This window comes from Asanoa ferruginea (genome assembly GCF_003387075.1).
Classification (GTDB): Bacteria; Actinomycetota; Actinomycetes; order Mycobacteriales; family Micromonosporaceae; genus Asanoa; species Asanoa ferruginea.
Genome location: NZ_QUMQ01000001.1, coordinates 1,376,390 through 1,398,453 on the forward strand (window position 1 = coordinate 1,376,390; position 22,064 = coordinate 1,398,453).

General features: G+C 72.0%; 23 protein-coding genes, 1 tRNA gene and 1 pseudogene. 4 read left to right on the top strand and 21 right to left on the bottom strand.

Annotated elements, in window-relative coordinates:
* Positions 1 to 635: 635 nt before the first annotated feature.
* The 3 genes from DFJ67_RS06780 to DFJ67_RS06790 form a co-directional block, all read right to left on the bottom strand.
* Positions 636 to 1,061: a VOC family protein gene (locus tag DFJ67_RS06780; protein ID WP_116067097.1), complete on the bottom strand. Its 426-nt coding sequence runs from the start codon at positions 1,059 to 1,061 to the stop codon at positions 636 to 638.
* Between the two features lie 59 nt (positions 1,062 to 1,120).
* Positions 1,121 to 1,621: an Imm26 family immunity protein gene (locus DFJ67_RS06785; protein WP_147315434.1), complete on the bottom strand. Its 501-nt coding sequence runs from the start codon at positions 1,619 to 1,621 to the stop codon at positions 1,121 to 1,123.
* Between the two features lie 435 nt (positions 1,622 to 2,056).
* Positions 2,057 to 2,137: transfer RNA gene (locus tag DFJ67_RS06790), tRNA-Tyr, on the bottom strand.
* Between the two features lie 147 nt (positions 2,138 to 2,284).
* Between DFJ67_RS06790 and DFJ67_RS06795 the strand changes: the two genes are divergently transcribed.
* Positions 2,285 to 2,782, top strand: coding sequence for a YajQ family cyclic di-GMP-binding protein (locus tag DFJ67_RS06795; protein WP_116075764.1), 498 nt, complete (start codon positions 2,285 to 2,287; stop codon positions 2,780 to 2,782).
* Positions 2,783 to 3,320: 538 nt separating this feature from the next.
* On the opposite strand, the gene DFJ67_RS06800 is transcribed toward DFJ67_RS06795, so the two are convergent.
* From DFJ67_RS06800 to DFJ67_RS06875, 16 genes and pseudogenes are all read right to left on the bottom strand, one after another.
* A complete protein-coding gene (locus DFJ67_RS06800) occupies positions 3,321 to 4,580 on the bottom strand; it encodes an MFS transporter (RefSeq protein ID WP_116067099.1) in 1,260 nt (419 codons plus the stop codon).
* A gap of 88 nt (positions 4,581 to 4,668) precedes the next feature.
* On the bottom strand, positions 4,669 to 5,550 hold the full coding sequence (gene htpX / locus DFJ67_RS06805) for a zinc metalloprotease HtpX (RefSeq protein ID WP_116067100.1): 882 nt from the start codon (positions 5,548 to 5,550) through the stop codon (positions 4,669 to 4,671).
* A gap of 151 nt (positions 5,551 to 5,701) precedes the next feature.
* A complete protein-coding gene (locus tag DFJ67_RS06810; protein WP_239097024.1) occupies positions 5,702 to 6,331 on the bottom strand; it encodes a class I SAM-dependent methyltransferase in 630 nt (209 codons plus the stop codon).
* Positions 6,328 to 7,806, bottom strand: coding sequence for an NADH-quinone oxidoreductase subunit N (locus DFJ67_RS06815; RefSeq protein WP_116067101.1), 1,479 nt, complete (start codon positions 7,804 to 7,806; stop codon positions 6,328 to 6,330). The genes DFJ67_RS06810 and DFJ67_RS06815 overlap by 4 nt, the downstream gene beginning before the upstream one ends.
* On the bottom strand, positions 7,803 to 9,332 hold the full coding sequence (locus tag DFJ67_RS06820) for a complex I subunit 4 family protein (protein WP_116067102.1): 1,530 nt from the start codon (positions 9,330 to 9,332) through the stop codon (positions 7,803 to 7,805). The genes DFJ67_RS06815 and DFJ67_RS06820 overlap by 4 nt, the downstream gene beginning before the upstream one ends.
* Entirely contained in the window at positions 9,329 to 11,188 is a 1,860-nt protein-coding gene (locus DFJ67_RS06825; RefSeq protein ID WP_116067103.1) for an NADH-quinone oxidoreductase subunit 5 family protein, read from the bottom strand. Before DFJ67_RS06825 ends, DFJ67_RS06820 begins: the two co-directional genes overlap by 4 nt.
* The gene (gene nuoK, locus DFJ67_RS06830) at positions 11,185 to 11,529 is read right to left on the bottom strand and encodes an NADH-quinone oxidoreductase subunit NuoK (RefSeq protein WP_116067104.1); all 345 of its coding nucleotides are present in this window, start codon (positions 11,527 to 11,529) and stop codon (positions 11,185 to 11,187) included. The genes DFJ67_RS06825 and nuoK overlap by 4 nt, the downstream gene beginning before the upstream one ends.
* A complete protein-coding gene (locus DFJ67_RS06835; protein WP_116067105.1) occupies positions 11,526 to 12,029 on the bottom strand; it encodes an NADH-quinone oxidoreductase subunit J family protein in 504 nt (167 codons plus the stop codon). The genes nuoK and DFJ67_RS06835 overlap by 4 nt, the downstream gene beginning before the upstream one ends.
* A gap of 23 nt (positions 12,030 to 12,052) precedes the next feature.
* Positions 12,053 to 12,559: pseudogene (locus DFJ67_RS06840) on the bottom strand (NuoI/complex I 23 kDa subunit family protein); the annotation flags it as partial.
* Positions 12,560 to 12,678: 119 nt separating this feature from the next.
* Positions 12,679 to 13,440, bottom strand: a complete 762-nt coding sequence (locus tag DFJ67_RS06845; RefSeq protein WP_116067106.1) for a hypothetical protein — start codon at positions 13,438 to 13,440, stop codon at positions 12,679 to 12,681.
* Between the two features lie 96 nt (positions 13,441 to 13,536).
* Entirely contained in the window at positions 13,537 to 14,259 is a 723-nt protein-coding gene (locus DFJ67_RS06850; protein ID WP_116067107.1) for a response regulator transcription factor, read from the bottom strand.
* The gene (locus DFJ67_RS06855; protein WP_116067108.1) at positions 14,229 to 15,359 is read right to left on the bottom strand and encodes a hypothetical protein; all 1,131 of its coding nucleotides are present in this window, start codon (positions 15,357 to 15,359) and stop codon (positions 14,229 to 14,231) included. Before DFJ67_RS06855 ends, DFJ67_RS06850 begins: the two co-directional genes overlap by 31 nt.
* The gene (locus DFJ67_RS06860; protein ID WP_239097025.1) at positions 15,349 to 16,599 is read right to left on the bottom strand and encodes a sensor histidine kinase; all 1,251 of its coding nucleotides are present in this window, start codon (positions 16,597 to 16,599) and stop codon (positions 15,349 to 15,351) included. Before DFJ67_RS06860 ends, DFJ67_RS06855 begins: the two co-directional genes overlap by 11 nt.
* 104 nt (positions 16,600 to 16,703) lie before the next feature.
* The gene (locus DFJ67_RS06865) at positions 16,704 to 17,117 is read right to left on the bottom strand and encodes an ester cyclase (protein ID WP_116067109.1); all 414 of its coding nucleotides are present in this window, start codon (positions 17,115 to 17,117) and stop codon (positions 16,704 to 16,706) included.
* Entirely contained in the window at positions 17,114 to 18,073 is a 960-nt protein-coding gene (locus tag DFJ67_RS06870) for a complex I subunit 1/NuoH family protein (RefSeq protein ID WP_116075767.1), read from the bottom strand. The genes DFJ67_RS06865 and DFJ67_RS06870 overlap by 4 nt, the downstream gene beginning before the upstream one ends.
* Positions 18,073 to 18,642: an NADH-quinone oxidoreductase subunit C gene (locus DFJ67_RS06875; RefSeq protein ID WP_116067110.1), complete on the bottom strand. Its 570-nt coding sequence runs from the start codon at positions 18,640 to 18,642 to the stop codon at positions 18,073 to 18,075. The genes DFJ67_RS06870 and DFJ67_RS06875 overlap by 1 nt, the downstream gene beginning before the upstream one ends.
* A gap of 22 nt (positions 18,643 to 18,664) precedes the next feature.
* Here DFJ67_RS06875 and DFJ67_RS06880 point away from each other — a divergent pair, with 22 nt between their 5' ends.
* A complete protein-coding gene (locus DFJ67_RS06880; protein ID WP_116067111.1) occupies positions 18,665 to 19,651 on the top strand; it encodes an isopenicillin N synthase family dioxygenase in 987 nt (328 codons plus the stop codon).
* Here DFJ67_RS06880 and DFJ67_RS42550 read toward each other — a convergent pair.
* The gene (locus DFJ67_RS42550; RefSeq protein ID WP_170215754.1) at positions 19,648 to 19,824 is read right to left on the bottom strand and encodes a hypothetical protein; all 177 of its coding nucleotides are present in this window, start codon (positions 19,822 to 19,824) and stop codon (positions 19,648 to 19,650) included. The two genes, DFJ67_RS06880 and DFJ67_RS42550, sit on opposite strands and share 4 nt — an antisense overlap.
* Before the next feature lie 79 nt (positions 19,825 to 19,903).
* Between DFJ67_RS42550 and DFJ67_RS06885 the strand changes: the two genes are divergently transcribed.
* Positions 19,904 to 20,428, top strand: a complete 525-nt coding sequence (locus tag DFJ67_RS06885) for a SigE family RNA polymerase sigma factor (protein WP_116067112.1) — start codon at positions 19,904 to 19,906, stop codon at positions 20,426 to 20,428.
* A complete protein-coding gene (locus DFJ67_RS06890) occupies positions 20,421 to 21,161 on the top strand; it encodes a hypothetical protein (protein WP_116067113.1) in 741 nt (246 codons plus the stop codon). Before DFJ67_RS06885 ends, DFJ67_RS06890 begins: the two co-directional genes overlap by 8 nt.
* Here the strand turns inward: DFJ67_RS06890 and DFJ67_RS43695 are convergent.
* Positions 21,154 to 22,062, bottom strand: a complete 909-nt coding sequence (locus DFJ67_RS43695; protein WP_116067114.1) for a bifunctional helix-turn-helix transcriptional regulator/GNAT family N-acetyltransferase — start codon at positions 22,060 to 22,062, stop codon at positions 21,154 to 21,156. The genes DFJ67_RS06890 and DFJ67_RS43695 overlap by 8 nt on opposite strands.
* Positions 22,063 to 22,064 lie beyond the last annotated feature (2 nt).

The window sequence follows — 22,064 nt, forward strand, 5'->3', positions numbered from 1 at the left end:
CATCGGCAGATGCAAACCCAACCAATCGTATGAGTCCAACCTTAACCATCGCTTTGGTCGGTCGCATTTGTCCACTGGAACCTGACCGTTTCGGCGTGCAAGTGCAGCTATCCGAGGATGATCGGACGACCCCGGAGGGTGGTCGCGGGGCCGCGCGGACACGGGTCGTGGTCGACCTCGCACGGCCCGGTCATCGATGGCCGCGCTGCCTTGTGACCGGCGCGAACGGCCCGCACGCGGCCGAGAGCACGATGCACGGTGGTCCGGCCGGATCGTGGCCGCTCGATCCCCCTGACGCTCAAAGGAGATCTTCGTGCTGGCAGCGGGTTCGCACCGGGCGTGCGGTCGGCGTCGGATGACCGCCGGTAATCGACAAATGCACGCGCATTTGCACGAACGCGAGTGTGCACTCGGAGACGGCCGCCGCGGTATTAGCCCGGATCCAGTCGACTACAGATTAGTGACCGTGACTATTTGCGACGATCCAATCCCAGGGCCCGCGCCACCGTGCGGTTGGCCGCATTGACCGTAGCGGCAGCGTAACCACCCACCCGGCTGAGTTTGATCTAGAAGATGCGGACATGCATGTTCTTACGGATGGCGCACACACCACCATCCTCCCCCGCAGCCGTTGGCTAGGCGTTGGGCGCCGCCCGCGGTGGCCAGTGCCGGTGCGCGTCGTCGTGCGGGCTCATCAGCCCGATCTGGTGCCCGTCAGGATCCGCGACGATCGCGTAGCGCGACCCCCAGAACGCGTCGAAGGGCACCTGGCGGCTCTCGTACCCGGCCTCGACGATCTTCCGCCAGAGCGTGTCGACCTCGTCGCGACTCGCGACCCCGAGGCTGATCACCGCGCTGCCGGCCTGGGCGGGTGGCGAGCCGCTGTTCCAGAGCCGAACCGACTCGACCTCGTCGAGCTCGACGCTCAGCCCGTTGGGAAACGCGAACTCGGCATGCGGCCCGGTCGGCGTGGCGTCCCACCCCAGCAACCGGTAGAAGGCGAGACTCGCCGCCAGATCGCCCACGACAAGGTTGACCTGACCGGGCATAGGACCATTCATGCCTATCAGCCTGGCACGGCACCGCCTAGTCGGGGCCTTATCAGCGACCGAGTACGCGGTCAGTGATCCGCCAGCCTCCGGTTAGCGAGCGCTTGGATGAACGTGTGCCCCCACGTGGCCATCGCTGGCATCGAGTCTCGCTCGTCGTCGCTGGCGGCCCGCAGACGGGATAGACCCTCGTAGAGGTGGACCGTGCCTCCGCCGCGATGGGTCACCCAGGTGAAAGGGCGAAGTTGGTCGTCTTCCAGCGGTCGATGACCCAGGATGGCGCCGCCGGTAGCTGTGACGGTCTTGACGTGCGCCTTTCCCTGGTCCAACAATCCAGCCCCTGCGATGGCCTCACCGGTGGGTCTTTCGTCGCCCGACCAGTCGAGCAGCCCGGCGAGGAAGACCCGCGAGGTGTTCGGCACGTATTCGTCTTGCTCCACGGCGATCTGGAGCACGCGGCCACACGCGAATCGGCCATCTCGAAGTCGAACGGCCCAGAACTGGCCCGGCGTGAGCGACACCGTCGAGCGGGGCGCAAACGGGTAGACGAGCTCTGAACGTTGGGTCGGCATGGTGGGATTTTGCAACACCCAATGCGCTACTCGTGCGCTCGGCCAGTTCGCAGGATGACGCCTGACGGCCCGCCTCCGTCGGGCCAGGGCCTCCGGCCCGACGCCCCCGTAGATGGCCTTCGCCGGCCGGGCTACTCGCCCGTGGACCCTCGGCGACTCTGGGACGGCCAGCGGATCACCGGCGCCCGGCGCACACCACAGGCAGCCAGACCGCGTGTGCCTGCGCGACGGATGGCGCCCCAACGAATACGAGGCATCGGTCCTCGAAAGGACCCGGGTAAGCAGCCAAACCACGAATGCGAATAGCCAACCCGAGCGGCCCACAATGCGCCCACTGCCCGCTGTAGTCGGCCAGTGCGGGCCGGACTCCGCTTGACCAAGACGAAGACAGCCCCTGACCACGTTGCTGCTGGTCAAGGGCTGTTCTCGCACCTGTGGCGGGTAGAGGATTCGAACCTCTGAAGCTTTCGCGACGGATTTACAGTCCGCTCCCATTGGCCGCTCGGGCAACCCGCCAGGGCGTGCCGCCGCACTGGATGCGGCAGCGGAAGCAAGGATAGCGGTAGCACCGGCCCGGAACGCAACCGGGTACGGTCGGCATGTTCGCGCCGCCGTGGAGGCCGTGAACATCGCCAGAACACCGCACCGAGCAGGAGCATGATCATGGCAGCGAACCCGTCCTTCGATGTCGTCAGCAAGGTCGACCAGCAGGAGGTCGACAACGCCGTCCGGCAGACGGAGAAGGAGCTTGCGACGCGCTTCGACTTCCGCGGCACCGGGGCGGAGATCTCCTGGGCCGGCGGCGAAAGCGCCGTCAACCTCAGCGCCGAGACCGAAGAGCGGGTGAAAGCCGCGCTCGACGTGTTCAAGGAGAAGCTGATCAAGCGCAACATCTCGCTGAAGTCGCTCGACGCCGGCGAGCCGCACGCCTCGGGCAAGACCTTCAAGATCGACGCCAAGATCGTCCAGGGCATCGACTCCGACAAGGCGAAGGCGATCAGCAAGAAGATCCGCGAGGAGGGCCCGAAGGGCGTCCAGGCGCAGATCCAGGGCGACCAACTCCGGGTCACCGGCAAGAAGAAAGACGACCTCCAGGCCGTCATCACGCTGCTCAAGGGCGGCGACTTCGGCCTCGCCCTCCAATTCACGAACTACCGATAGACCAGATTTGCCCGGGTCCGGCGGGGGCACGACCGTTGCTCCCGCCGGGGACCGGCCCGGGCCCCAGGGGGCCCGTGCCTGCCACGCCCGCGGCTGGTCACGGCTAGACCCGAAAAGCCGCACCCAACTCGACCGCGCAGGCGGAGTGGGTGCGCTTGCTAATGCAGTGGCCGAACCAACGTGCGGCCCGCCGATATCGCGAGAGGGCCCCGGCCCTAGGCCCGGGCGGTGGCGGTGGCGTGGGGGCTGGTCTAGCGCGTCGCGGCCGTGGCCCCCCACGGTCGACACCGTGTCTGAGTCCGGCGCTGCAGGTCGCCGCCGGCGGCCCAACGGTCAACACCGTGTCGGGGCGCGGCGTTGCGGGTCGTCAAGGTCGCACCCACCCCACCGTCTACACCGTGTCCGGCCCCCGGCGCTGCGGATCGACGCCGTCGCCCACCGGCCGACACCGTGTCCCGGCCTGACGCTGCGGATCGACGCCGTTGCCCCAACGGTCGACACCGCATCCGGGGCTGGAGTCGCGGGTCGCCGCCGCCCGCTACACCGTGTCTGGGGTTAGGGCGCTTTCGAGTCGTACGGCCGCCGCCCTCTCCGATCGGGCGAGCGGGCCACCCGCCGGTGCCGCGACCAGGGCGGCCGCCGCAACGGCGACTCCCGCGAACACGAACGCCCATGGGACCCCGGCGCGGTCGACCAGCATGCCGGCGACGGCGCCGCCGAAGGCGGACGCGCCGACCGACACGGTGACCACCCAGGTGTAGGCCTCGTTGAGCATCGCGCCCGGGGCGATCCGGCCCACCATCGTGTTTTCCAGCGTCAGCGCCGGCGCGATCACCACGCCGCCGAAGATCAATGCGATGCCCAGCGCGATCGCGGTCGGCATCAACGCGAAGACCGCGAACGTCGCCGCGAGCACGCCCAGCAGGATCGCGAACTGGCGGGTCAGGTTGTCGCGCAACCGCCGCGTGCCGAACCAGAAACCGCCGGTCGCGCTGCCGACCGCCCAGACCGCCAGCAGCACGCCCGCCAGACTGTCGGGGTCGGCCACCCCTTCCGCTGACGCGAACGCGGGCACGGTGACGCCGGTCGCGCCGAACGCGGTGCCCAGCCCGAACACGCAGAACAGCAGCGACGGGAAGCCCGCGATCCGCAACGGCCCGAGGCCCTTGGCGTGCGCTGACTTCGGGTGGGGCTGCCAACCGCGCATCACCCGGCCGAGCGCCACCACGACCGTGCCGACGAGGGTGACGACGCCCGCGCCGGCCAGGGCGGCGGTCGCGTCGGCGATCAGCACGAAGCCCGCGACGAGCAGCGGGCCCACGACGAAGACGAGTTCGAACAGCGCGGTCTCGGCGGCGAGGGCGATGTTGCGCAACGCGTAACGGCCGGTCGACGGCGCGGTCACGTCGTTCCACGCGCCGCGTAGCGCGGCGCTCATCGGTGGGTAGGTCGCGCCGGCCACCGCGGTCGCGCCGTAGATCACTGCCAGGCCGTGGCCGTGTGCGAGCAGCAGCGCCAGCAGGGCAAGGGGGTGGGCGACGGCGGTGACCAGCAGGACCGGGGTTGGGCCGACCCGGTCGGCGATCCGGCCGGCCAGTGGGCTGAGCACGGCGCCGGCGACCGCGTAGATGCCGCCGGCCACGCCGGCCAGTGAGTAGCTGCCGGTGACGTCTTCGACGACCAGCAGCAGCGCGAGCGGGGTCATGCCGATGCCGAGGCGGCCGATGATGCCGAAGATGAACAGCGTCGGGGCGCCCGGGATCCTCCAGACCACCAGGTATTGCCGGAGCGCTGCCACCGTGAACCACCCTTGTAACGACCGGAAGACCAGCCGAACCTAACGGTCGACTGGTCTTCCGGCCTACTTGTTTACGGGGTGACGCGGGTTACTGGAACTGCACCGGCCCGACCTCGCGGTTGGCCATCTCCTCCAGGCGGCGGATCCGCTCGGCCATCGGCGGGTGGGTGGAGAACAGCTTCGCCACGCCGGCGGCGCTGAGCGGGTTGGCGATCATGAGGTGCGCCGTGGTGGTGAACTGGTTGTCGGCCGGCAGCGGGAGCTGCCGGGCGCCCCGGTCGATCTTGCGGAGCGCGCTGGCCAGGGCCAGTGGGTCGTGGCTGAGCGCGGCACCGGAGGCGTCGGCCTGGAACTCGCGGTTGCGGCTGATCGCGAGCTGGATGATGCTCGCGGCCAGCGGGCCGAGGATCAGCATCGCGAAGAACACGGCCGGGTTCGGACCGTCGTCGTCGTCACCGCCGCCGATCGGCACGAACCACGCCAGGTAGGCGAGGAACGTGATGATGCTGCCGAGCGCCGCGGCCACGCTGGAGATCAGGATGTCGCGGTTGTAGACGTGTGACAGCTCGTGGCCGATCACCGCCCGCAGCTCGCGGTAGTCGAGGATCTGGGTGATGCCCGTGGTGACGGCCACCGCCGCGTGCGCCGGGTTGCGCCCCGTGGCGAACGCGTTGGGCTGCTGGGTCGGGCTCACATAGAGCCGGGGCATCGGCTGCCGGGCGTCGGCGGCGAGTTCGCGCACCATCTGGTAGAGCGCGGGGAACTCCGCCTCGCTGACCGGTCGGGCCCGCATCGACCGCAGCGCGATCTTGTCGGACCAGAAGTAGCTGCCGGCGTTGACGGCGACCGAGATGATCGCGGCGATGATCAGGCCGGAGCCGCCACCTACGCCTACGCCGATGCCGAGAATGAGCGCTGTGAGCAGGCCAAGTAGTGCGGCCGTCTTGAGGCCGTTGTAATGCCTGTGCAACGCGTCCCTCCTTCAGAACGCGGGTGGGTGAACCCGCTGTCGAGTCCAACACCCTGTTCCCCATCGACGATGCCCGCGATCGCTGAGAATTCGCTGATAGCCGGCTGCCACCCGCGACATTCCAACCCTAAAACCCGATTTTTCGGGTACGTCAGCGCGCAGCGCGGCCGAGCACGTGCGGCGCGGCCGGCATGGTCGGCCCGCTCGGCGGGAACCGGAACCGGCTCAGCTCGGTGATCTCGAAGCCGGCCGCGGTGATCGCCGCCGGGGTGTCGCGTCCGGTGTGACAGCCGGCACAGATCAGCGGCCACACGGTGGCATCGGCGACCCGCTGGACCCGGCGGAGCGCCCCGTCGCCCCGCACATGCTCGAAGAACCGGAGTTCGCCGCCCGGCCGCAGCACGCGATGCACCTCGGCCAGCGCGGTCGGCTGGTGCGGGACCGAGCAGAGCACCAGCGAGGCGACCGCCGCGTCGAAGGTGCCGTCAGCCGCGGGCAGCGACTCGGCGACGCCCTCGACCACCTCGATCGGCACCGGGGCGTCGCGCGCCGCCGCCAGGGCCGACGCCCGCAGCCGCGGTTCGGGCTCGACGGCGACGACCGCGGTCACCGAGGCCGGGTAGTGGAGGAACATCCGGCCGTTGCCGGCGCCGATCTCGATCACCCGGCCGGCCAGGCCCGCGACCAGCGCCCGCCGGTGTGCGAAGCCGCCCGCCTCGTCCATCGCCACGCTCGCGCGCTCGTAGACCCGGGCGAACCACGGATGCCCGCGTCGCCTCACCGGCCGGCCCAGTCGAGGACGAACTGCGGCGCGAAGCCGACCACCAGCGCGACGCCCGTCGCCACCAGCAGGACCCCCGCCACCGGCCAGGGGACGGCGCGGGCCGGGCGGGCCAGCGGGTCGGGTGCGTAGAGGATCGCGGCCACCCGCACGTAGTAGGCCAGGCCGATCACCGCGTTGACGGCGACCACCACCGCGAGCCAGCCGGACGAGCCGGTCAGCAGCGAGCGGACCACCGCGACCTTCGCGAACAGGCCGGCCAGGCCCGGCGGAAGGCCGGCCAGGCCGATCAGCGCCAACGCCAACACCGTGCCGACCCAGCGGTGCCGGCGCGCGGCGCCGTAGTAGGAGTCGATCCGGCCGCCGTCGGCCGACGGCTCGCGCAGGGCGACCACGGCCGCGAACGCGCCGAGCTCGAGGACCACGAAGAAGATCGCGTAGGCCACCGAAGCCGTCACGGCGGTCGAAATGTCGGGGCCGTCGGCGACCGCCAAAGCACCCAGCGGCGCGAGGATGTAGCCCGCCTGCGCGACCGACGACCAGGCCAGCAACCGGGTCATCCGGATCTGCCGGAGGGCCACCAGGTTGCCGACCGTCATGGTCAGCACCGCGAGCGTGGCCAGCAGCGGCCCGGTGACGCCCGGCGGCAGGGCGACGGTCACCACGGCCAGGATCGCGACGACGCCGCCCAGCTTCGACGCCGTCGAGAGGTAGGCCGCCACAGGCAGCGGCGCGCCGTCGTAGGTCGGTGGTGCCCAGGCGTGGAACGGCACGGCCGCCACCTTGAACGCCAGGCCGAGCAGCAGCAGGGCGATGCCGACCGAGGTCAGTGGCAGGTCGAGGGCGCGGACGGGGTCGTTGCCGGCCAGCGACACGTCGCCGGTCAGCGCCGGCGCCAGCAGGGTGAGGTGCAGACGGCCGGTCACCGCGTAGAGCAGCGCGGCACCGAGCAGAGAGACCGCCGTGGCCACCACGCTGACCACGAAGAAGGTGACCGCGGCGGCCGCGCTCTCCATCGTCTGCCGGCGCAGGCCGACCAGTACGTACAGCGGCAGGGTCAGGGTTTCCAGCGCGACGATCAGCGTGATCAGGTCGCCGGCGGCGCCGAGCACGACACCGCCGGTCATCGAGCACGCCAGCAGGAAGCAGTATTCGCCGGCCGGCGCGACACCGGCCCGCAGCAGCGGCACCGAGAGCGCGACCACGCCGGCCGTCAGGAACGCGAACACCGCCGCCATCAGGGCCGCCCGGCCGTTGGCGACATAGGAGCAGGCGTCGGACACGCAGAACGTCGAGCGGGACGGGCCGGCGCCGACGACGATCGCGACCACCCCGGTCGCGACCGCACCCGCTACGGCGGTCGCGACCGGGGCGCCGCGCCGCCCCACGAACAGGTCGACCAGCAGCACCAGCACCGCGGTGCCGGCGGCCAGGTAGGCCGACAGCAACGCCACGTGGTCGACCGACTGGGTCACCGGATCACCGCCTCGACCAGCGACTGCACCGGAACGTTGGAAAGGCCGAGGACCAGCGCCGGCACCAGCCCGACCAGCAGCGCCAGGATCACCAGCGGCGACCAGGCGACCAGCTCCATGCCGCTGATCCGCAGAGCCGGCGCCGCCGCCGCGGCGACCGCGGGTGACGCGGGGCCGTGGGTGACCCGGCGGAGCAGGCGCAGGAAGTAGGCCGCGGTCAGCGCGCCGCCGATCGCGGCCAGGACGCCCAGCGTCACCCAGCCGCCGCCACCCCGCTCGAACGCCGCGACGACCGCGAACGCCTCACCCCAGAAGCCGGCCAGGCCGGGCAGGCCCAGCGAGGCGATCGCGGCGAAGGCCAGCAGCCCGGACAGCCACGGCGACCGCTCGCGCAGCCCACCGAGCACCGCCAGGTCGCCGGTGTGGAACCGGTCCTTGACCGCGCCGGCGAGGAAGAACAGCAGGCCGGTGATGATGCCGTGTGCGACGTTGCCGATCAGCGCGGCCTGGATGCCGGTGGCCGTCAGGGTCGCGACGCCGAGCAGCACGAAGCCCATGTGGCCGACGCTCGAGTAGGCGATCAGCCGTTTGAGCTCGGTCTGCGCGAGGCAGACCAGGCAACCGACCATGATCGCCGCGACCGCCAGCGCGCCGAGCAGCGGTGCCGCCCAGCGGGCGCCCTCGGGTGCCACGCCGACCGCGACCCGGATCAGCCCGTAGGTGCCCATCTTCAGCAGCACCCCGGCCAGCAGCACGCTGCCGACCGTGGGTGCCTGGGTGTGCGCGTCGGGCAGCCAGGTGTGCAGCGGCCAGAGTGGACTCTTCACCGCGAACGCGATGGCGAACAGGGTGAACGCCGCGAGTTGGGTGGTGCGCGACAGGGTGGCCGCGCCCGAGGTCAGCGTGACCAGGTCGGCGGTGCCGGCGGCGGCCACCACGGTGAACACGCCGACCAGCAGCAGCACCGAGCCGAAGAGCGTGTAGAGAGCGAACTTGCGCGCCGCGTGCCGGCGCTCGTCACCGCCCCAGCCGGCGATGATCGCGTACATCGGCAGCAGCACGACCTCGAAGAACACGAAGAAGAGCACCAGGTCGAGCGCGAGGAAGGTGCCGAGCATGCCGACCTCGACGACCAGCAGCAGCGCGACCAGGGTGCCGCCACGGCCGCCGCCCGCGGGCACGTGCCAGATCGTGTAGAGGCAGCAGAGCAGGGTCAACAGCGTGGTCAACACCACGAGGGGGTAGGACACTCCGTCGACCCCGAAGTGCAGCCGCAGGTCGAGCCCCGGCACCCAGGACACGTCGACCGAGGTCCATGGCACGATCGGCGGCGCACCTGAGGGGGCCGGCTGGTAGGAGAACCAGCCGCCGGTGTGTGCCGCGAAGCCGAGCAGCACGCTGGCGACGAAGGCCAGCGCGGCGAACGCGGTGCCGGCCAGCTGCGCGGCCCGGTCGGGCAGCAGCGCGGCGAAGACGGCGCCCAGCGCCGGCAGGGCGAGCACGGCGACCAGGGCTGACTGGCTCATGTCGCGCTCCCGTAGAGGGCCGCGGCCAGGCCGAGCAGCAGCACGCCGGCCAGCAATGCCGTGGCCGCCCGAGGGAGCCCGGCGCGGTGCCAGGCCGCCAGCCGGTCGCCCGCGTCGGCGGCGCCCTGGCCGGTGCTTTCGACCGCGCCGTCGACCACCCGCTGATCGGCGAGCGCGACCCGGCGGGCCAGCGCCACCACTGGCCGTACGACGAGACGGTTTTGCACGGTGTCGAGCCAGAACGCGTTGTCGAAGGCCGGCCGCAGCGGGCCAAGGAAGCGGGCCGGGTCGAGTGCGGTGTCGCGCCGCCACAGCGCCCAGACCAGCACCAACCCGAGCAGCAGCGCGATCAGCGGCACAGCCGTCTCGGCGCCGAGGTGGGCCAACTCGACCTCGGGCAGGTCGACCGCGAACGGCGTCAGCCGCTCGCCGAAGCCGTCGGCGAACGCCAGCAACCCGAGCAGCGCGCTCGGCACGGCCAGGACGAGCACCGGCACCGCCATCGGCCAGGGCGGCTCGTGTGCCGTCTCGGCACCCGGCGAGCGGGCGGCACCGAAGAAGGTGCGCAGCCAGAGGCGGCCCGCATACCAGGCGGTGACCAGCACGCCGGCAGCGCCGACGCCGTAGACCAGCCAAGGCAGCCAGCCGGCGTCGGCCGTCGCGGCCGCGTGCAGCACGGCGTCTTTGCTCCAGAAGCCGGCCAGTGGCGGCAGCCCGATGAGCGCGCCGAGCCCGATCGTCATCGACCAGAAGGTGGCCGGCATCCGCCGGCGCAGCCCGCCCATCTCTGACATCGAGTTGCTGCCCACCCCGTGGATCACCGAGCCGGCGCCGAGGAACAGCAGCGCCTTGAAGGCCGCGTGGGTGAGCAGGTGGAACAGCGCGACCGCGGGGGCACCGACCGCCAGCGCGGCGGCCATGTAGCCGATCTGGGACACGGTCGACCAGGCGAGCACCCGCTTGATGTCGTCTTGCGCGGTCGCGGCGAGCGCGCCGAGCAGGACGGTGATCGCCGCGAGCACGCCGAGCACGACCAGCGACGGCTCGCCGAGCACGAACACCGGGTAGAGCCGGGTCACCACGTAGATGCCGGCCGCGACCATGGTGGCCGCGTGGATCAGCGCGGAGATCGGGGTCGGGCCGGCCATCGCGTCGGGCAACCAGGTGTGCAGCGGGAACTGCGCGCTCTTCCCGGCGACGCCGCCGAGCAGCAGCAGGGCCGCCGCGGTCACGGTGGCGGCCGGCAGGGCGGGCAGCCCGGCCAGCACCTGGGTGATCCAGAAGCTGCCCGAGTTGACGCCCAGCAGCACGATGCCGAGCAGGAAGCCGACGTCGCCGACCCGGGTCACCAGGAACGCCTTGACCGCGGCGGCGGGCGCGCCGGGCAGCGTGCGGTCGTGGCCGATCAGCAGGTAGGAGCAGATGCCCATGACCTCCCAGCCGACCAGCAGCAGGATCAGGTCGCCGGAGACCACGACGAGCAGCATCGCGGCCGTGAACAGGCTGATCTGGGCCGCGTAGGGCGGGTAGCGGTCGTCGTCGTGCAGGTAGGCCGTCGAGTAGACCTGGACCGCCAGCGCGACCACGCCGACCGCCACGGCCACCAGCGTCGCGGCCTGGTCGATCCGCACGCCGGCGGTGACCGACAGGTCGCCGAACTGGGCCCACTCGGCGACCGTCTCGAACGGCTCGTCGACCCGGACGGCGAGCACGATCGCGACCACCAGCGCACCGGCCGCGCCCGCGATGCCGAGGGACGCCGCCGCGGTGCGGGACCGCAGCGGAAGGACGAAACCCGAAAGGGCCGCGGCCAGCGGCACGAGCGGCAGCAGCGGCCCGAGGACGTCGAGGCTCATGACGGCACCCGCGGCTCGTCGAGCTCACTGGCCGGTGCCGCGTCGAGCCGCACGGTGTCGACCGCCACGCTGGCCCGCAGCCGGTAGAGCTGGAGCACGATGGCCAGGCCCACGCCGACCTCGGCTGCGGCGAGCACGATGACGAACAGCGCGAAGACCTGGCCGCCGTGCGGCAGCGTGGCGCGGACCGTGGTGTCGGCGGTGACCAGGATCAGGTTGACCGCGTTGAGCATCAGCTCGACCGCCATCAGCACCAGCACCGCGTTGCGCCGGCGGAGCACGCCGTAGACGCCGGCGCCGAACAGCAGCGCCGCGGTGACGTAGGGGATGACCGGTCTCACGGCCGGCTCCCGATGTCGGGGCGGGAGACGATGATCGCGCCCACCAGGGCCGCGAGCAGCAGCACGGAGAGCACCTCGAAAGGCAGCACCCAGGTGCCGAACAGCTCGGTGCCGAGGCTCTGCGCCGTGCCGGGTGCCGGCAGGTCGACCGCCGACCAGCGGAAGGCGTCGGCGAACAGCGCCGCGAGGCCGAGGCCGGCGCCGCCACCGATCAGCGCCGCGGGCAGGCCTCGCCGGTTGAGGTCGGGCGAGGGGCCGATCGGCGCGCGGGTCAGCATCACCGCGAACAGGAGCAGCACCACGACCGCGCCCACGTAGATCAGCACCTGGACCCAGGCGACCAGCTCGGCCGTGAGGATCAGGTAGAGACCGGCGACCGCGCCCAGGCAGACGACCAGGTAGAGGCCGGCCCGGACGAGCTGGTCGGTGGTCACCACGAGCACGCCGGAGCCGACCGCCACCGCCCCGAGGGCCAGCAGCAGCAGGTCGGCGCCGGTCACCGGGGCGCCCTCGGTTCACCGTCGGCGCGCTTGGCCGCGGTCGCCTCCTCCTTGGCCGGCTCGCCGTTGGGGTCGTGGGCCGGCGGCGCCGGGACGGTCGCCATCCATTCGCCGAGATGCTCCTTGTCGTGGAGCAGGTTGCGGATGTCGTATTCGGCGTATTCGAACTCGGGCGACCAGAAGAGCGCGTCGAACGGGCACGCCTCGATGCAGATCCCGCAATACATGCACAACGAGAAGTCGATGTCGAAGCGGTCGAGCACGTTGCGCTGGCGGGGGCGCGCCGCGCCGGGCACGACGACCTCTTCCTTGTGCGAGTCGATGTAGATGCACCAGTCGGGACACTCGCGCGCGCAGAGCATGCACACCGTGCAGTTTTCGGCCAGCAACGCGATCACGCCCCGCGACCGCGGCGGCAGGTCAGGGGCCACGTCTGGATATTGGTGGGTGTGCGAACGGCGGGTCATCGTCTTCAGCGTGACGGCCAGCCCTTTCGCCAGCCCTTCGCCCGGCACTCCCATGCCTGACATCCTGCCGCTAACCGGCCGCGAGCGCGAGGGCGGATCGATCTACCTGTGGATAAGACGCGAACAGGGCGCCCCCTGAGGGGACGCCCTGTTCGCCGGGGAGGGTGGAGATAACCGACGGCCTAAGCGGGGCCGTCGCCAGCGAGGCCCCACGATTGCTGGACCGGGGCCGGGTGGTAATAGTCGTCGCGGTTGACGAACTCGACCGGCAGCCCGCCCGGAAGGGAGACGCCGCGCTGCGGGTCGGTGAGCTCGTCGAGCAACAGGGCCGTGCCGGCGCGCAGTTGCAGCGCGTCGCGGTCGCGCGGCGACAGCTCGACGATGTCGGGGTTGGTCAGCCGGAAGCGGGAGATCGTCCGGCGGACGGTCAGCGCCAGTTCGCGGCCGTCGCCGGCGACGCCACCGGAGAGCATCAGCGCCGGCCGGCGGTTGGAGCGCATCGAGTCGCACACGATCAGCACGCCCTGCGGACCGGGCGCGGGGAGCAGGTGCAGCCGCCACGGCCACTGCCAGAGGATCTGGCCGGTGGCCACCCGGGTGCCGCCGCCGAGCGCGGGCCGGCGCCGGGGACGGGGCGCGCCGATGACCGAGACCGAGCGGTGTCGCGGGCCACCGACCCGGGCCAGATCCCAGTCGTCGCAGACGTACGCCAGCCGGCGATCGGTGATCGTGACGTCGGCGCACCGGGGCAGGGTCCAGCGTCGCTCGGGCTGCCCGCCCGGCTGGCCGGTCAGGTAACCGGCGACGGTGACCCGGCCACGCCAGAGCACCTCTTCGCCCTGGTCGAGGACGATCGCGCGGTGCCGGTCGAGGGTCGGGCCGGTGTCATCGGGGTTCGGGTCGTCGAACCTGTATGGCTGAATGAAGAAGGGTGCGGCGCTCATTGGGACGGGGCCTCCAAGCTGAGGAACCTGTCACCATGTTGGCGCTAACGCCACGCTGTGTCATGACAGTCAACCGGGGGTCGGTCGATCGGCCGGCTAGGGCAATGGCCGATCGGGTGACGCGTATGACCGGTAAGTCCCGATCTCCTCGGGCCGGATCAACCCGTCTTCGATCGCCCGCGCCAACAGGGCCGATTTGGTCGCCGCCGGCCGCCCCGCACGGGCGTATTTGATCCGCGCGCGGTCGACGTATTGCTTCACGGTGTGCTCGCTGATCTGCATCCGCTTGGCCACCGACGCCTTCGACATCGACTGGAACCACAGCAGCAGCGCCTCGCGCTCCTTCTCGGACAGTGCCGGCCGGCTGCTGCGCCGGTCGCCGACCATCGCGCCGGCCAGCGACGGCGGCACGTAGGGCCGGTCGGCCGCCGCGGCCAGCACGGTCTCGACGCAGTGGTCGCGCCCCTCGTGCTTGGCCAGGAACGCCACCGCGCCCGCGTCGAGCACGGCCAGGATCGTGTTGGGCTCGTGGTGCTCGGAGTAGACCACCACCCGCTGCCCGGCCGCGCTCAGCTCGCTCACCTCGTCGACCGCCATCCGGCCGTGCAGCCGCAGGTCGAGCAGGATCACGTCGGCCCGGGCGGCGGAGCGCACCGCCTCGACGTTGTCGCCGGTCGCGACGACCTCCAGCCGCGGGTCGGCCGACAGCCACGAGCGCACTCCCTCGAGCACCACGGGATGGTCGTCGACGATCGCCACCGACACCCGTGCCGCCCCCGACCCGTACGTCATGCCGCCCGCCATCGTGTCTGCGTCCATACCAGTTCCTCGTCCCGCTCGTACCAGTAGTCCACTACGCCGTCCATGGGCCAGGAGTAGGACTCCGAGGCCGGTCCCGCCGTCGCCGGTGTGGTCAGGCTGACCACCACCTCGTCGGGCTGCGCTACCACCGTCACCCGCGCCCAGTGCCGCGCCGTTGCCAGCGTCGCCGCGAGCGGCTCGGCCAGCCGGCGCCGGATGGCGACGTCGAGGGTGGGCAGCTCACCGACCGCGATGAGGTCGACCGGGACGCCCTGCCGCTCGGCCACGTCGACGCAGGCGCGCAGCTCGTGCAGCAGCGGGTCGGGGACGTCGTCGGACTCGGCGATCAACCGGCGCAGCCGGCCGGCGGCCAGCGCACAGGCCCGCTGCACGTCGAGGTCGGCGGGGTCGGCGCGGCCGGTGGCGAGATCGTGCAGCAGCGCACCGGCGGCCTCGGAGACGATGCCGAGCCGGTCCTGGCGCTCGCGCTGGGCGTGCACCGCGCCGAGCCGCTCGGACTCCAGCGCCGCGCGGGCGGCCTCGGTGGCCGCGGCCTTTTCGGCCGTGTCGCGCAGCACGCCCATCGCCGCCATCAGCGCGATCGGCAGCACGCCGGTGCCGTAGATATACATGACGAAACGGCTCAGGTCGGCCGCGCCCTGCGCCTCGGTGCTGGCGGCGACGACTCCGACCAGGCCGAAGAGGGCGTTCAGCGCGAGCACGGTCACCAGCGCGACCATGCCCCGGTCATAGAGCAGCAGCAGCGCGAACCAGCCGATCGTGCCCCAGGCCCAGTTGGGGGTGTCGAACATGTGGCCGTCGGGGGTGACCGCGATGACCAGGACGTCGACGATCAGCAGGACGGTCAGCAGCGGGATGACCGGCACGGCGAAGCCGTAGAACAGCCGCGCGGTGGCGAGCACGCCGACGACGGTGAACAGCACCCAGCCGGCGGCCGAGGCCCACGGCACCCGGTAGTCGGTCCAGCCGCTGGCGATGCCGGGCACGTTGACCGCGAAGTGCCAGCCGAACGCGATGCCGACGGCGGCGATCCGGCCACCCCGGTCGGCGGTGGCCACCACGGCGGTGCCGGCTCGCAGCAGGCGTTCAGCCGACATTGGCCCACTCCAGGTGGATGCGCGTGCCGTTGCCGGGCGCGGTGTCGATCCGGACGGTGGCATCCACCGCCGCCATCCGGGCCATGATCGACTCGCGGATGCCGTAGCGGTAGGACGGGATCGTGGCCATGTCGAAGCCGGGACCGACGTCGATCACCTCGACCACGACGGCCTCGCGGGTCTGGTGCAGGCGCAGCCAGGCGACCGAGCCCTCGCCGTGCCGCACCACATTGGACAGCGCGGCGTCGGCGCTCTCGGCGATCGCGTCGGCCACGGCCGACGGCACCAGGCACGGCTCGAGTGCGGCCGTCAGGGGGTAGCCCTCGTAGCGCTCGACGATCAACCGGAGCCGCTCGTCGAGGGAGACCTTCGCGGCCGGGTCGAGCACCGGCCGGCGGACCGGGTCGAAGAGGGTCCGCAGGTCGGAAGAGGCCCGGGCGCGCAGCATCGGCGACTGCGCCGCGACACCGCCCAGGCCGACCATGGTCAGCGTGGACAGCACGGTGTCGTGCAGGTCGCGGTTTTGCTTGCGCTCGGCCTCGCGGGCGGCGCGCGCGATCACCGACTCGCGGTGGGTGCGCTGGTAGGCGGCGAACACGCCGTCGGCCGCCCGGGTGCTGCGCCGGGTCAGGTAGACCAGCCCGATCGCCAGGAAGGTCTGCACGACCAGCACCGCCGAGTGGCTGATCGCCTCCTCCTGCTGGCCCGCGATGAGCGCGCCGGCGCAGTAGGCGGCCGCGATGGTCAGGCCGACCAGGATGCCGTGCGCCATCCGCAGCGCGAACGGCGCGGTGATGATCGATGTGCTGGCCAGCACGGCGACCCAGCTCACGCCGCCGGGCATCACGGTGCGCGCGACCAGCACCCCCATCGCCAGGCAGGCGACGATGGTCAGCGCGCTGTCGACCAGCACGACCCAGGCCCGGATGCCGTTGTCGACGGCCTGGCGGTAGAACACGTAGGACCAGATGGTCAGCGCGACGACGGCGAGCGCGAGCGGCACGGCCTGCACCGGCGGCGTCCGCACCGCGAGGGCCACGACCGCGACGGCGACACCACAGCTCAGCCGGATCGCGGCCGGGAACAGGGCATAGACCCGGGCCAGCGCGACACTCGCGGGGTTGGCGGTCGGCTCCGCGTCGGGCGGCTCGGGCACCGGCGCCAGGGAGATCGGCTCGGGCCGCAGCCACGGGCGATCGGGCGGCCCGGAATGCGGTCGCCGGAGACTGTGGTTGGGCACCGACGCACCCAGACGCGTGTCGATGCGGGCATTTAACCACGCATTGCGAGCGTACGGTCGCCGCAGGGTTGGCTATTGTCAGGCCTTCCCCAAGATTTCGCCTGTCAGGCGGGTGGCAACATCTCCACGCCAAGTTGCTGGAGCAGTTGGAACAGTTCGTTGACGCTCCACACGTCGGCGATCCGCCCCTCGGCATCGAAGCGTAAGAACGTCGCGCCGGAGTAGCTGACCACCGTGCCGGTCGGCGCGACCGGACCGAACTGGCCCATCTGGGTGCCCGCGGCGCGCCAGTGCACCGCCGCCCGGTCACCGGCGACGATCAGGTCGACAACCTTGTAGCGCAGGTCCGGAAAGGACACCCGGCGCTCCTGGTGCCACGCGAGCACCCCGTCGGGGCCGCTTCCACCCAGGCCCGGGCAGTCGGGCGCGATCACCTCGTGTGCGGTGGCCTCGCGGGCGCCGTTCCAGACATCGGCGATCAGCCGGCGCACCAGCGCCTCGCGGTCGGCGGCGGTCACAGGGCCACCCGCACCGCGGCGGTCAGCACGAGCTGGCCCAGCGACACCGGCACCAGGACCAGCCAGCACAGCCGCTGGAGCTGGTCTTCGCGCAGGCGCGGGTAGGCGACCCGGAACCAGATCACCACGAAGGCGACCGCGAAGATCTTGACGAGGGTCCACAGCCAGCCGAGCTGGCCGTCGAGCGGCCCCTTCCACCCGCCGAGGAACAGCGTGGTGGTCAGCGCCGCTATCACCACGATGCCGACGTATTCGGCGAGCAGGAAGAACGCGAACCGCAGGCCGGTGTATTCGGTCAGGTAGCCGAACACCAGCTCGGAGTCGGCGATCGGCATGTCGAACGGCGGCCGGCGGATCTCGGCGAGGCCGGCGACGAAGAAGACCAGCAGCGCCGGGAGCTGCCAGAGCAGCCACCACGGCCGCCACGCCTCGACGATGCCGGTCAGGCTCAGCGTGCCGGCCGCCATCGCGACGCTGGCCGCGGCGAGCACCATCGGCAGCTCGTAGCCGAGGAGCTGTGCGGCGCCGCGCAGGCCACCGAGCAGGCTGTATTTGTTGGCCGAGGCCCAGGCCGACATGAGCACGGCGACCACGCCGACGCCGAGCACGGCCAGGACGAAGAACAGGCCGACGTCGAGATTTTGCCCGACCAGGTCGCCCGGGCCGAGCGGCACCACGAGCAGCACCAGCAGGTAGGGCACCAGGGCGACCATCGGTGCCAGCCGGAACACCGCCCGGTCGGCCGCGGCCGGCGTGACGTCTTCCTTCTGCACGAACTTGATGCCGTCGGCGATGAGCTGGGCCCAGCCGTGGAAGGCGCCGGCATACATCGGGCCGAGCCGGCCCTGCATGTGTGCCATCACCTTGTGCTCGGTCTGGCCGACGACCAGCGGGAGGATCAGGAAGGCGGCGACGACGCCGACCACGCGGATGAGGACCTCCAGCCAGAGCGGCATCAGGCCGGCCCCCATTCGCCCGGCGCGGGCACGCCCGGCGGCCGCATCGGCGCGCGCTTGCTGGTGCCGGCCTCGCTCTCCCCCGGCTCCTTGGCGCCCGGCCACGCCTTGGCGACCCGGGAGGCCAGGACGAACTCTTTGCGCAGCGGGTGGCCCTCGAACTCGGGTGGCAGCAGCAGCGGCTTGAGGTCGGGGTGGCCGGCGAAGTCGATGCCGAACATCTCGTGGGTCTCGCGCTCGTGCCAGGCCGCGCCCGGGAAGATCGACACGATCGTGTCGACCACCGGCTCGGCGCGCGGCACGCGGGTGCGCAGCAGCAGGCCGTGCCGGTGACCGGTCGACCAGAGGTGTGCGACCACCGCGAAGCCGTCGTCGAGCTCGTCGACGGCGGAGAGCCAGTCGAAGAAGTCGCAGGCGAGCTCCGCGTCGTCGCGGGCGGCCCGGATCGCCTCGGCCCAGTCGCCGGGCGGCACGTCGACCGTCGCCCGGGAGTGTGCGTTGCCGCCCGAGACGGAGGCGTCGCCGGCGACCAGCTCGACCAGCCGCGTTCCGATCTCCTCCGGGGTCATGTCGAGATCCTAGGCTTTCGGCATGACACAGACGAGGCTGCCGGTGATCGATGTCGAGCCGCTGCGGACCGGCGGCGACGCCGCGACGGTGGCCCGGGAGATCGAGTCGGCCTGCCGGGACACCGGATTCTTCTACGTCGCCGGGCACGGTGTGCCGGCCGGCCTGGTCGAGCGGCTCGACGCGGCGGCCCGGACGTTCTTCGCCCGGCCCGACGGCGAGAAGCTGGCGATCGCGATGCGGCACGCCGGGCCGGCCTGGCGGGGCTACTTCCCGCTCGGCGGCGAGCTGACCGCCGGCCGGCCGGACCGCAAGGAAGGCCTCTACTTCGGCGAGGAGTTGACCGACGGCGATCCGCGCGCCGGCCTGCCGCTGCACGGCCGCAACCTGTTTCCGCCGGAGGTGCCCGAGTTGCGGGCCGCGGTACTCGACTATCTGGCCGCGCTGACGGCGGTGGCCCAGGACGTCTTGCGCGGCGTCGCGCTGAGCCTTGACCTGCCGGCCGACTATTTCGCGGCCGGCTACACCCGGGTGCCCACGGTGCTGTTCCGGATCTTCCACTACCCGCCGCAGGCGCCCGAGGCCGACGACTGGGGCGTCGGCGAGCACACCGACTATGGCCTGCTGACCCTCCTGGCCCAGGACCAGAACGGCGGCCTTTCGGTGCGTACGCCGAGCGGCTGGGTCGACGCGCCGCCGCTACCGGGCACGTTCGTCTGCAACATCGGCGACATGCTCGAACGGCTCACCGGCGGGTGGTATCGCTCCACCCTGCACCGGGTGCGCAACGTGAGCGGCAACGAGCGGCTCTCGTACCCCTTCTTCTTCGATCCGGATTTTCGCGCGGAGGTGCCGCCGCTGCCCGGCCGGGCGCGCACGACGGCGACCGGTGAGCCGCGCTGGGACGGCGCGGACCCGGTGGCGTTCACCGGCACCTATGGCGACTATCTGACAGCCAAGGTGGCCAAGGTGTTCCCGGACCTCTTCGCGGCGGCGAAGAAACCCGGCTAGTCGGTCTCGGGGCGCTCGTCGAGGCGGTGCTTGCGATCCGGCAGCGGACCGGATCGGCGCAGCGTGTCGGCCCGCGAGGGGTCGCCGTAGCAGCTGGGGCAGCTCTCGTCGTCGCACGGGTCCTGGACCAGTCGACGGGATTGCGAGCCGTTGATTTGTCGCGACCGCGTCATGGCTCTCAGTTTCACCCACCGGCGGCCCGGCGTCGGCCGAATTACCACAATGAGCACTGCGGCATCGACCAGCTAATCTGTGAGTGCCGTCGACCACGGGGGTGTCGTGCCCGACAAGCCCGACTTCGCGGAGTTCTATGCCGCGTGGTTCCGCCCACTCACGCATCAGCTGTTCGCCCACACGGGCGACCTGGCTGAGGCGCAGGACGTGGTGCAGGAAGCGTTCTGCAAGGCCTGGCCGCGGTGGTCCACACTGGATGATCCGGGCGCCTGGGTGCGCCGGGTGGCGTGGAACCTCGCGACCAGCCGCTGGCGGCGGGCCCGGCGGTTGCTCCACCTGACCAGAGGCGCCCGCGAGGAGCACTCCCCCGGGCCCGGGCCCGACCGGGTGGCCCTGCGAGCGGCGCTGGCCAGCCTGCCCGAGCGGCAGCGCCAGGCGGTGGTGCTGTTCTACCTGGCCGATGTCTCGATCGCCGAGATCGCCGAGCTGACCGGCGCGGCCGAGGGCACGGTCAAGTCCTGGCTGCACCGCGGCCGCGCGGCGCTCGCGCTGCGGCTGACCGACGACGACGTCACGGCGAGCCAGGAGGTGCGCAGTGCTTGACCTGCCGCCCACCGACGACCGGGTCCGGGACGCGTTCGCGGAGCTGACCGGGTCGGTCGACCACCTGCTCCGGCCGCCCGGCGTCGGGTCGGTGCGGGAGACCGTCCGGCGGCGCCGGCAGCGCCGGCTCGGTGCCACGGCGGCGGCCGCGGTCGCGGTCGCCGGTGTGCTCGGGCTGGCTCAACTCCCGGCGCTCGACCGGCCGGCCGTCGACGTCGCCGATCCGCCGCCCGTGACCACCACGGTCTCCCCGAGCGCGCTGCCGCTGCCGGGCCCGCCGCTACCCGCTTCCGGCCAGTCACACGCGACCGCCACCCCGACGCAGACCGGCGTCGACGAACGCGCCCACAGCGCCCCGCCGCCGACCCAGCAGGTCACCACGCCCGTGCCGCCTCCGCCCTGCACCTCGACGGTGAAGGCGTCGGCAAACGGCACCGATCTGGTGATCGTCGCGGGGCCGGTCTGCTCGGGCGACGAGATCGCGATCTCCTGGGTCACCTATGAGACGCAACGCGACGGCTCGCAGAAGCTCTTCGCCTCCGACCGGCTGACGCTGACCGCCGGCCGGCCCCGGGCGACCGCCACCCTGCGCGAGTCACCGACGTGCGTCGGCCCTTGGTATGTGCTCCGGGCCGACCCGCCGATCCCGTCGACCCTGCCGGCCGACGTCGTCGAGCCGTTCCCCAGCGGCGCGATCGTGGCCAGCGAAGACGGCGAGCTCTGCCTCAGTTGAGGTCCATCGCCCACACCTCGTCGACCAGGTCGGCACCGAACTCGTGCACCGGGCGCGCGGAGGCGAGGCGGAAGCCGACCCGCTCGTAGATCCGGCGTGCCTCGGCCATCGCGTCGTAGGTGCTCAGCACGATCCGGCGGTAGCCGGCCTGGCGCGCGAACCGCAGGCACTCGTGGACCAGCCGGCGGCCCAGCCCGATGCCCCGGACGGCCGGCTCGACCAGCAGGATCCGCAACCGCGCGGTCTCGTCGTCATCGCGCGCGCACATGATCGAGCCGACCGGGGCGCCGTCGATCTCGGCGATCCAGAGTGCCTCGCGGGGGCCGGCGCCGAACGCGCCCAGAATTCTCGCGACGTAGGCCTCGAACCCGGCGTCCCAGCCGTGTGCGGTGGCGTAGAGCTCGCCGTGCCGCCGGACGATCCAACCCAGGTCGCCGGCGACCGGCGGACGGAGCACCACCAGGCTCGACCGGGGCGCCGGCCCCAACACGTCCTGGATCGCGTCCATCGCGCCGAGCAGCCGCCGGCGCTGGCCCTCTTCGAGCGGCTCGAGCAGGGTGCCGACCTCGGTGCGCGACCGCGCGTCGATGTCGCGGGCGGCGGCCCGGCCGGCCTCGGTGAGCGCCACGACCTGCCGTCGGCCGTCGGCGGCCGAGCGGGAGCGGTCGAGCAAACCGTCGGTCTCGAACCGGGTCAGCACGCGGCTGAGGTAGCCGGCGTCGAGGCCGAGCCCGCGGCGCAGGTCGACCACCTCGACGGCGTCGGCCTGGGCCAGCTCGAAGAGCACCCGCGCCTCGCTGAGCGAGTAGCTGGTGTCGAGCAGGCCTTCGCCGAGGACACCGATCACGCGGGTGTAGAAGCGGTTGAAGGCGCGGACCCGCGCCACCGGCTCGACGGTCATTG

Excerpts from the sequence above, each read along its gene's own strand:
- DFJ67_RS42550 (WP_170215754.1), bottom strand. The coding sequence starts at position 19,824 with ATGACGCGGTCGCGACAAATCAACGGCTCGCAATCCCGTCGACTGGTC.
- DFJ67_RS06880 (WP_116067111.1), top strand. The coding sequence starts at position 18,665 with ATGACACAGACGAGGCTGCCGGTGATCGATGTCGAGCCGCTGCGGACC.
- DFJ67_RS06875 (WP_116067110.1), bottom strand. The coding sequence starts at position 18,642 with ATGACCCCGGAGGAGATCGGAACGCGGCTGGTCGAGCTGGTCGCCGGC.
- DFJ67_RS43695 (WP_116067114.1), bottom strand. The coding sequence starts at position 22,062 with ATGACCGTCGAGCCGGTGGCGCGGGTCCGCGCCTTCAACCGCTTCTAC.
- DFJ67_RS06845 (WP_116067106.1), bottom strand. The coding sequence starts at position 13,440 with ATGAGCGCCGCACCCTTCTTCATTCAGCCATACAGGTTCGACGACCCG.
- DFJ67_RS06795 (WP_116075764.1), top strand. The coding sequence starts at position 2,285 with ATGGCAGCGAACCCGTCCTTCGATGTCGTCAGCAAGGTCGACCAGCAG.
- DFJ67_RS06825 (WP_116067103.1), bottom strand. The coding sequence starts at position 11,188 with ATGAGCCTCGACGTCCTCGGGCCGCTGCTGCCGCTCGTGCCGCTGGCC.
- DFJ67_RS06785 (WP_147315434.1), bottom strand. The coding sequence starts at position 1,621 with ATGCCGACCCAACGTTCAGAGCTCGTCTACCCGTTTGCGCCCCGCTCG.
- DFJ67_RS06870 (WP_116075767.1), bottom strand. The coding sequence starts at position 18,073 with ATGCCGCTCTGGCTGGAGGTCCTCATCCGCGTGGTCGGCGTCGTCGCC.
- DFJ67_RS06855 (WP_116067108.1), bottom strand. The coding sequence starts at position 15,359 with ATGTCGGCTGAACGCCTGCTGCGAGCCGGCACCGCCGTGGTGGCCACC.
- DFJ67_RS06850 (WP_116067107.1), bottom strand. The coding sequence starts at position 14,259 with ATGGACGCAGACACGATGGCGGGCGGCATGACGTACGGGTCGGGGGCG.
- DFJ67_RS06820 (WP_116067102.1), bottom strand. The coding sequence starts at position 9,332 with ATGAGCCAGTCAGCCCTGGTCGCCGTGCTCGCCCTGCCGGCGCTGGGC.
- DFJ67_RS06780 (WP_116067097.1), bottom strand. The coding sequence starts at position 1,061 with ATGAATGGTCCTATGCCCGGTCAGGTCAACCTTGTCGTGGGCGATCTG.